This is a genomic window from Sphaerotilus sp., from assembly GCF_041083715.1.
In the GTDB taxonomy this organism is placed as follows: Bacteria; Pseudomonadota; Gammaproteobacteria; order Burkholderiales; family Burkholderiaceae_C; genus Sphaerotilus.
On record NZ_JBFPGY010000261.1, the window covers coordinates 1 to 7,699 of the forward strand.

Genomic DNA, 7,699 nt, shown 5'->3' on the forward strand with positions numbered 1-7,699 from the left:
GCGCCCGACCATGCTGCCGGCACCCTGGCGGTCGCCGTGATGGGCGCCGGCCACTCGGCCCGGCTCAACCAGGAGGTGCGCATCCGGCGCGGCCTGTCCTACGGGGTGAGCGGGCGGGTCGAGCAGCAGCGTCTGAACGGCCTGTTCATTGCCGCAGCGCAGACCGAGCATGTCCATGCCGCCGAAGTGGCCGGGCTGATGCAGAGCCAGCTCCTCGGTCTGGCGCAGCAGCCAGTTGCCCTGGCGGAACTGGCGGCACGCCGAGCTGCGCTGATCGGGGAGTTCGCCCGGCAGCTCGACACCACCAGCGGCATGGTCGCCCGCCTCGGTGAGGACTGGGCGCTGGGCGGCGTGCCGGGCCACCTCGCTCGCTGGCCGCAGCGGCTGGATGCCGTCAGTCCGGTGCAGGTGCGGGCGTTTGCCCAGCGGCACTGGACGCCGGAGCGTCTGCGCACGGTCATCGTCGGCCCCATGGACCGCGTGTTTGCGGCGACCGCGCTGCCGCCCGGCGCTGTCCGGCTGGAGGCCGCCTCCCTGGTGCTCGACAGTCCGGCGTTGCGCCGCTGAGTGTGTCGAGCGTGTCCGGCGATCGCTGTCATGGTTTGCCCCGACAATCCCGCCTGTCCGCTTTCTCCGCTGTCCGAGCCCCAAGATGCTGCGCATTGCCCTCGTCACTCCCATGCTGCCCGTTCCGCACGACCAGACGCGGGGCCGCTACATCCACGAAACCGCCCGCTCGCTGGGCAAGCTCGCCACGGTGAAGACCTTCTTCCAGACGATGCAGTACCCGCGCATTCCGGGGTTCAAGCCGCGCAGCTTCATCTACGGGTCGGTCGGGCCGGACTACACGCTGGACGGCTGTGACGTCGAGGCGTTCACCTTCCCCGGCGTGCCGGTGGTCAGCCGTGGCTACAACGGCCACATCGCCAGCCTGGCGCTGACGCCGCGCGTGCGCCGCTTCAAGCCGGATCTGGTGCTGGCGTACTGGGTCTACCCGGACGGATTTGCCGCGATGCGCACGGCGCGCGCGCTGGGCGTGCCGTGCATCGTCGGCGCGCTGGGTTCTGACATCCACGTTCGCTCGGGCGTGAACGAGAAGATGACGCGCCGCACCATCGGCGGCATCGACGCGCTGCTCACCGTGAGCGAGGCGATGCGCCAGTACGCGATCCGCGAGTTCGGTGCGCCCGCTGACCGGGTCCACACCATCATCAACGGCTTCAACACCGCCGTCTTCAAGCCCTTGGACCAGCCGGCGCTGCGGGCGAAGTGGGGCGTGAAGCCGGACGAGAAGATGATCGTCTACGTGGGGCGTTTCGTCGAAGCCAAGGGCATGCGCGAGCTGATCACGGCGTTTCAGGCGCTCGCCAAGGACGACCCGAAGGTGACGCTCGCCCTGGTCGGCGATGGCGTGATGAAGGACGAGTTGATGGCGCTGGTGGCCTCGACCGGGCTGACCGACCGCGTTCACCTGCCCGGTGGCCAGGCGCCCGAGCAGGTCGCCGAGTGGATCAACGCCGCCGACGTGCTGACGCTGCCGAGCTGGAGCGAGGGCTATCCGAATGTGGTGGTGGAAGGCGTGGCCTGTGGCCGTCCGGTGGTGGCCACCGACGTGGGTGGCACGCGCGAGATCCTGCATGCGGAGAACGGCATCCTGATCCCGCCGAAGAATGCCGAGGCGCTGGCCACCGCGCTGCGCCAGGCGCTCGACCAGCCGTGGGACCGGCCGGCGATCGCCGCGGCGATGAGCCGCACATGGGATGACGTGGCGGTGGAAACGCTGGCGGTGTGCGAGCAGGTCGCCCGCACCAGCCGCCAGCGTTGAGCCGCCACCTTGTTCGTCAGGGCAACGGCTGCGTCTGCGGCGTGCGCTTGAACGCCGAGCGCGCGTAGCCCAGCGTTTCCGCGCGGGCGAGGGCGGTTTCCAGATCGGCCTGCGCGATTGTCGGCGTGCGCGAGAGCACCCAGCCGAACTGGCGTGTCGGCTCGCCCACCAGCACCCAGCCGTAGTCCGGCCCCGTCCCGAGCGCCAGCACCCAGTAGTCGCCATAGAACGGCCGGAAGAAGCTCACCCGCAGCTTGGCGTTGCCGCTGTCGGGGACGACCTTGGCGACGCCGGTGATGTCGTCCACCTTGCCGTCGGCGGTGCGGCAGCGGTTGACGACCTCGATGTCGGCACCGGTCTGGCGGTAGCGGGCCTGGGTATCGGCCACGCACTGCTTCTGGAAACGGTTCGGCAGGGAGGCGACCTCGTACCACGCGCCGGTGTAGCGGGCGAGTTCGACGGAGGCGACGGTGGGCAGTGGTGCGGTGGGTGCAGAGGTGCAGCCAGCCAGCAGCGCCGACAGTGCACCGACCGCCAGCAGCGTCCGTGCTGCGCGGGTCATCCCGCCATGCCCTGGTGCCGCAGCAGCGCGTCGATGTTCGGCTCGCGCCCGCGGAATGCCTTGAAGTTGTCGATCGCATCCCGCGCGCCGCCTGCTTCCAGGATCTCGCGCCGGTAGCGGCGGCCCGTTTCCGGGTTCAGCACGCCTTCTTCCTCGAACGCGCTCCACGCATCCGCACTCAGCAGCTCCGCCCACTTGTAGCTGTAGTAGCCGGCCGAGTACCCGCCCGCGAAGATGTGGGAGAAGGTGTGCTGGAAGCGATTGAAGGCGGGCGGCTTCATCACCGCCACCTCGTCGCGCACCTCGTCCACCACCTGCTGGACACGCGCGTCGCTGCCCGGCTCGGCGTGCAGCCGCATGTCGAGCAGCGAGAACTCCACCTGGCGCAGCGTCATCATCCCGCTCTGGAAGTTCTTGGCCGCTGTCATCTTGTCGAACAGCGCGCGCGGCAGCGGCTCGCCCGTGTCCACGTGGGCGGTCATGTGCTTGAGCACCGCCCACTCCCAGCAGAAGTTTTCCATGAACTGGCTCGGCAGCTCCACCGCGTCCCACTCCACGCCCGAGATGCCCGACACGCCCAGCTCGCTGACCTGCGTCAGCATGTGGTGCAGGCCGTGGCCGAACTCGTGGAACAGCGTCTGCACCTCGTCGTGCGTGAGCAGCGCGGGCTTGTCACCCACCGGCGTCGAGAAGTTGCAGACCAGGTGCGCGACCGGCGTCTGCAGCAGGCCGGTGTCCGGGCGCAGCCAGCGGCCCTTGACGTCGTCCATCCACGCGCCGGGGCGCTTGCCGGAACGGGCGTAAGGGTCGAGGTAGAACTGGCCGACGAGCTGGCCAGCGCGCTCGATGCGGTAGAAGCGCACCGAGGGGTGCCAGACCGGCGCGGTGTCCGGGCGGATCGCCACCTCGAACAGCGTCTCGATGATGCGGAACAGGCCGTCGAGCACCTTCGGTTCGGTGAAGTACTGCTTCACCTCCTGGTCGCTGAAGGCGTAGCGGGCTTCCTTGAGCTTCTCGCTGGCGTAGGCGGAATCCCAGGATTGCAGGTCGGCCAGCCCCAGCTCGGTCGCGGCGAATCCGCGCAGCTCGGCCAGATCGCGCTCGGCGTAAGGGCGTGCGCGGCGGGCGAGGTCGCGCAGGAAGGTCAGCACCTGCGCCGGGCTCTCGGCCATCTTGGGCACCAGCGACACGTCGGCGTAGCTCGGGTAGCCCAGCAGCGTGGCCTCTTCCTGCCGCAGTCGCAGCAGCTCGGCCATCACCGGGCCGTTGTCGTGCTCGGTGGGGCCGGCTTCGCAGGCGCGGGTGACGTAGGCTGTGTAGAGCTGTTCGCGCAGGGCGCGGTCGTCGGCGTACTGCATCACCGGCAGGTAGACCGGCATGTGCAGCGTCAGCTTGTGGCCGTCCTTGCCTTCGGCTTGCGCCGCGGCGCGGGTGGCGGCCTTCACGTCGTCAGGCACGCCAGCCAGCTCGTCCGCCGTGGCGTAGTGCGTGAAGCTGTCGGTCGCGTCCAGCACATGCTCGGAGAACTTCTGGCCCAGGTCGGCCATCTGCTCCTGGATCGCGGCGAAGCGGACCTTGGCCTCGCCTTGCAACTCGGCGCCGGACAGCACGAAGTCGCGCAGCCAGTGCGACAGCGCCTGCTTGCGCGGGGCGCTCAGCGTGGCGGCAGCCGGGCTGGCGGCGATGGCCTTGTACTTGGCGTAGAGCCGCTCGTCCGCCCCCTGGCGCGTGTAGAACTCGGTGATGCGCGGCAGGTTCGCGTTGAACGCGGCGCGCAGCTCCGGCGTGTCGGCCACGCCTTTCAGGTGACCCACGGCCCCCCACGCACAGCCCAGCCGCTCGGTCGCCACCGACAGCACTTTCGACAGGGTGTCGTAATCGGCCGGGGTGTCCGGCGCGACGGCGGTTTCGAGCGCCGCCTCGGCGTCGGCCAGCAGCACATCGAGGGCCGGCGTCACGTGCTCGGGCCGGATGGCGTCGAACAGCGGCAGCGGTTGGGCGGAGAGCAGGGGGTTCGTGTCGGTCATGGGGTGCGTGCGTTAGGCGGCGCGTTCGGCCGCTTCGATCGTGTTGACCAGCAACATCGTAATCGTCATCGGCCCGACCCCGCCGGGGACCGGGGTGATCCATCCGGCGACTTCCTTCACGCCGTCGAAGTCCACGTCGCCGCAGAGCTTGCCTTCGTCGTTGCGGTTCATGCCCACGTCGATCACCACCGCGCCCGGCTTGACCATGTCGGCGGTCAGCACGTTGCGCTTGCCGACCGCGGCGACCACGATGTCGGCCTGGCGCGTGTGGAAGGCCAGATCGGCCGTGCCGCTGTGGGTGACGGTCACGGTGGCGTTGGCGGCCAGCAGCATCATGGCCATCGGCTTGCCGACGATGTTCGAGCGGCCGATGACGACAGCGTGCTGGCCGCGCAGGTCCTTCATGCCGATCGACTCCAGCATCTTCATGCAGCCGTAGGGCGTACACGCCTTGAAGCCGACTTCACCCACCATCAGCGCGCCGGCCGAGGCGACGTGGAAGCCGTCCACGTCCTTGACCGGCGAGATGGCCTCGATCACCCTGTGGTCGTCGATGTGCCTGGGCAGCGGCAGCTGCACCAGGATGCCGTGGATGGCCGGGTCGTTGTTCAGCGCGTCGATGCGGGCGAGCAGCTCGGCCTCGGTCATCGTCGCGTCGTACTTCTCCAGCACCGAGTGCAGGCCGCTGTCGGCGCAGGCCTTGACCTTGTTGCGGACGTAGACCGCGCTGGCCGGGTTCTCGCCGACCAGGACCACGGCCAGGCCGGGCGTCGTGCCGCGGGCGGTCAGTGCGGCGGCACGTTGCGCCACTTCGGCGCGGATCTGCTGGGACAGCGCGTTGCCGTCGATGCGTTGGGCGGTCATGGCGGAAAGTCTCCTTGGAATGAAAAAGGCCGCTGGACAGCGGCCTTGCAGTGCGGGGATTGGTGCGACGTGGGGCTGGCCGGTCAGGCCTTGGCAGCCGCTGCCGTGGCGCCGAGCGCGATCTTCAGCAGATCGGCGACGGTGTTGGCGTTGAGCTTTTCCATGATGTTGGCGCGGTGCGCCTCCACCGTCTTGATGCTGATGCCCAGGTCGTCGGCGATCTGCTTGTTCAGGCGGCCGGCAACGATGCGCTCCAGCACCTGCGCTTCGCGGGTCGTCAGGCGGGCGAGCAGGGCATCGCGGCTGGCCTGTTCCTGGTGCGTCGAGAAGGCGCTGCGGGCGCGGTCGAGCATGCGCTCGACGAGGCCCACGAGTTCCTCTTCCTTGAACGGTTTCTCGATGAAGTCTTCGGCGCCCTTCTTCATCGTCGTGACCGCCATCGGCACGTCGCCATGGCCGGTGATGAAGACGATGGGCAGCGGGCTGCGGCGCTCCAGCAGGCGGTCCTGCAGTTCCAGTCCGCTCATGCCATCCATGCGGATGTCGGCGACCAGGCAGGCCACCTCGCGCGGGTCGAACCGCGACAGGAAGGCTTCGGCGGAGTCGAAGCACTTGACGCGGTAGTCCTTGCCTTCGAGCAACCACTGCAGCGAATCGCGCACTGCTTCATCGTCGTCGACGACGTAGACGGTGCCTTTTTTGGGGATCAGGCTCATGCGGGTTCAGTGGATTTCTGAGGTTTTGGAGAGGTCGCCGGCGGTGCCGACGGGCAGCATGAAGGAGAAACGACATCCCGTGATGCGCTCGACATTGTAGAGGTTCTCCGCCTTGATCCGGCCCTGGTGGGACTCGATGATCGAGCGGCACAGCGACAGCCCGATGCCCATGCCATCGGCCTTGGTGGAGAAGAAGGCCTCGTAGAGCCGGTGGTTGACGTCATCTTTCAGACCGGGGCCCGCGTCGGTCACGCTGAACTCGATCACGCCACCCATTTCCGGGGTGTGCCGGGGCACGACGCGCAGCTCGATCGTGCGCCGCTTGGGCGGCATCTGGGCGTTGTCGATGGCCTCGGCGGCATTCTTCAGCAGGTTCAGCAGCACCTGCTCGATCAGGATCGGATCGACCTGCAGCACCGGCAGGCGCTGTGCCACATAGCTGTGGATCGCCACGTTGCGCCGGCGCAGCTCCAGCCCGGCCAGCTCCAGCGTGTCATCGACGATGTCGGCCGCCCGGGTGGCCTGGCGCTGGGGCTCGCTGCGTTTCACGAACTGGCGGATGCGGTGGATGATCTGGCCGGCGCGCTGGGCCTGCTTCGAGGTCTTCTCCAGTGCCGAGACGAGGTCCTCTTCCTTCAGCGTGCCGGCGCGCAGCCGCGTCAACATGCCGCTGCAGTAGTTGTTGATGGCGGCCAGCGGCTGGTTCAGCTCGTGCGCGACCGACGAGGCCATTTCCCCCATCGTCACCAGCCGGCTCGTCGCCTGGGCACGTTCGATCTGGTGGGCGGTCTGCTCCTCCATGCGCCGGCGCGCGGTGATGTCGGTGGCGATGAGCATCTGCGCCAGCCGGCCGTCGGTCCATTGCAGGTAGCGTGCACGCACGTCGAACCACTTCTGCTGCAGGTCGATGAAGACCTCGCGCGCTTCGGCACCCGCGTCGTCCATGTCGGCGGTGGGCAGGCCGCCCATGCCGTCCACCGCGTCGCCAAGTTCGTCCACCGACTTGGGTGGGCGACCGGCCAGCAGTGTGTGCCAGTGGGCGTCGCCGCCGAACCAGAGCCGGTAGGTGCGGTTGGCGAACAGCAACTCGCCGGTCTGCACCGACAGCACCGACACGGCCGCGTCCAGCCCTTCGAGCACGGTGGTGAAGCGCTCGTGCGAGGCGGTGAGCTGGTCGCGGATGCGCTTGGCCTCGGTGATGTTGGTCATCGAGGTCATCCAGCCGGTCTGGTGGCCACGCGAGTCGATCAGCGGCGAGACGTACATGCGCGAATCGAACTGCGTGCCGTCCTTGCGCTGCACGCGCACCTCGATCCCGCCTGCAGGACTGCGGCCCGCGAGTTCCTGCTGGAGCAGGCGTGCGCTTTCGTCCATGCGCTCGGGCGGCCAGTGCGGGAACGGGGGCAGCCGTCCGATCAGCTCGGCCTCGGTGAAACCGGTCATGGCGCAGAAAGCGGGGTTCACGTAGGTGATCCGCCCGTCCTTGTCCATCGCGCGCATGCCGGTGAGCATGGAGTTCTCCATCGCGCGGCGGAAGTTGGTCTCCTGCACCAGTGCCCCCTGGATCTGCAGCCGCCTGCGCATGTGGCGCCAGGTGCCGAACAGCATCCACAGCGTCAGCGCCGACAGCGCCAGCACCATCCAGAACAGCGTGTTGCCGACGAGGCCCACCGAGGTGCGGTAACCCTCGCCGCGCAGCGTCACG

General features: G+C 68.6%; 7 protein-coding genes. 2 read left to right on the forward strand and 5 right to left on the reverse strand.

The features are described 5' to 3' along the window. Together AB3X43_RS11670 and AB3X43_RS11675 are read left to right on the forward strand one after the other, a co-directional pair. Window positions 1-567, forward strand: a 567-nt coding sequence (locus AB3X43_RS11670) for a M16 family metallopeptidase (RefSeq protein ID WP_369430018.1), incomplete at its 5' end; no start/stop codon positions are given. Between the two features lie 85 nt (window positions 568-652). Continuing rightward, window positions 653-1,825 carry a glycosyltransferase gene (locus AB3X43_RS11675; RefSeq protein WP_369430019.1) on the forward strand — a complete coding sequence of 391 codons (1,173 nt, stop codon included), beginning with the start codon at window positions 653-655 and terminating at the stop codon, window positions 1,823-1,825. A gap of 16 nt (window positions 1,826-1,841) precedes the next feature. Here AB3X43_RS11675 and AB3X43_RS11680 read toward each other — a convergent pair whose 3' ends face one another. The 5 genes from AB3X43_RS11680 to AB3X43_RS11700 form a co-directional block, all read right to left on the reverse strand. Continuing rightward, the gene (locus tag AB3X43_RS11680; RefSeq protein WP_369430020.1) at window positions 1,842-2,387 is read right to left on the reverse strand and encodes a lipocalin family protein; all 546 of its coding nucleotides are present in this window, start codon (window positions 2,385-2,387) and stop codon (window positions 1,842-1,844) included. After that, window positions 2,384-4,414 (reverse strand): M3 family metallopeptidase, encoded by a 2,031-nt coding sequence (locus AB3X43_RS11685; RefSeq protein WP_369430021.1) that lies wholly within the window; start codon window positions 4,412-4,414, stop codon window positions 2,384-2,386. The genes AB3X43_RS11680 and AB3X43_RS11685 overlap by 4 nt, the downstream gene beginning before the upstream one ends. A 12-nt stretch (window positions 4,415-4,426) precedes the next feature. Then, window positions 4,427-5,278, reverse strand: coding sequence for a bifunctional methylenetetrahydrofolate dehydrogenase/methenyltetrahydrofolate cyclohydrolase FolD (folD, locus tag AB3X43_RS11690; protein WP_369430022.1), 852 nt, complete (start codon window positions 5,276-5,278; stop codon window positions 4,427-4,429). Window positions 5,279-5,361: 83 nt separating this feature from the next. Further along, the gene (locus AB3X43_RS11695) at window positions 5,362-5,994 is read right to left on the reverse strand and encodes a response regulator transcription factor (protein WP_338414719.1); all 633 of its coding nucleotides are present in this window, start codon (window positions 5,992-5,994) and stop codon (window positions 5,362-5,364) included. Between the two features lie 6 nt (window positions 5,995-6,000). Then, window positions 6,001-7,699: PAS domain-containing sensor histidine kinase (locus AB3X43_RS11700; protein WP_369430024.1), on the reverse strand; the 1,699-nt coding region annotated here is incomplete at its 5' end.

Bases quoted from the DNA above. Each gene is read 5' to 3' on its own strand.
- AB3X43_RS11675 (WP_369430019.1), top strand. From the start codon at position 653: ATGCTGCGCATTGCCCTCGTCACTCCCATGCTGCCCGTTCCGCACGAC.
- AB3X43_RS11680 (WP_369430020.1), bottom strand. From the start codon at position 2,387: ATGACCCGCGCAGCACGGACGCTGCTGGCGGTCGGTGCACTGTCGGCG.
- AB3X43_RS11685 (WP_369430021.1), bottom strand. From the start codon at position 4,414: ATGACCGACACGAACCCCCTGCTCTCCGCCCAACCGCTGCCGCTGTTC.
- folD (WP_369430022.1), bottom strand. From the start codon at position 5,278: ATGACCGCCCAACGCATCGACGGCAACGCGCTGTCCCAGCAGATCCGC.
- AB3X43_RS11695 (WP_338414719.1), bottom strand. From the start codon at position 5,994: ATGAGCCTGATCCCCAAAAAAGGCACCGTCTACGTCGTCGACGACGAT.